At 55.5% G+C, this 483-nt stretch carries 1 protein-coding gene; it reads left to right on the top strand.

The features are described from left to right. Window positions 1-331 (top strand): universal stress protein (locus RM609_RS34745; protein WP_311616575.1); only part of this gene is annotated, 331 nt, incomplete at its 5' end. Between the last annotated feature and the right edge of the window lie 152 nt (window positions 332-483).

Here is a 483-nt window from a genome sequence, read left to right as displayed (position 1 = left end):
GGCCTTGAGTGAATGGCAGAGCCAGGGGCTTAACACGGTCATGGCGTCGATCGAGCAGCGGGTACTGGACAGTTTTCGCGAGGAGTTGGGGGACGGCGAGCAAGACTTGAAGTTGATTCAGTCGGTGCGGGTGATTCAGGGCGACCCGTGCGAAGTGATTCTCGACCAGCTGCGTAAACTTTCCGTCGACCTGTTGATCGTAGGTAGTCACAGCCATGCAACCGCCGCCGCCACACCGCTGGGGCGCACAGCAGCGAGGGTGCTGCAACTGGCGACAGTGCCGGTTTACATGGTGCCGTCGTTGCAGCGTCGGCGCAGTGATGACAGTTGATCGGTGAAAACGATAAAAAGTTCTAGATTTATCCGTCTGACCTTTAATATAGTTATATACCGTCGCTGATACCCGTGGCGTCTATTTGCTTTGAGGGACATCTATGAAGCTTCAACAACTGCGCTACATCTGGGAAGTGGCGCACCACGACC

The organism is Streptomyces hesseae (assembly GCF_031845785.1).
Lineage (GTDB): Bacteria > Actinomycetota > Actinomycetes > Streptomycetales > Streptomycetaceae > Streptomyces > Streptomyces hesseae.
This window is presented reverse-complemented; position numbering and strand designations above follow the sequence as displayed.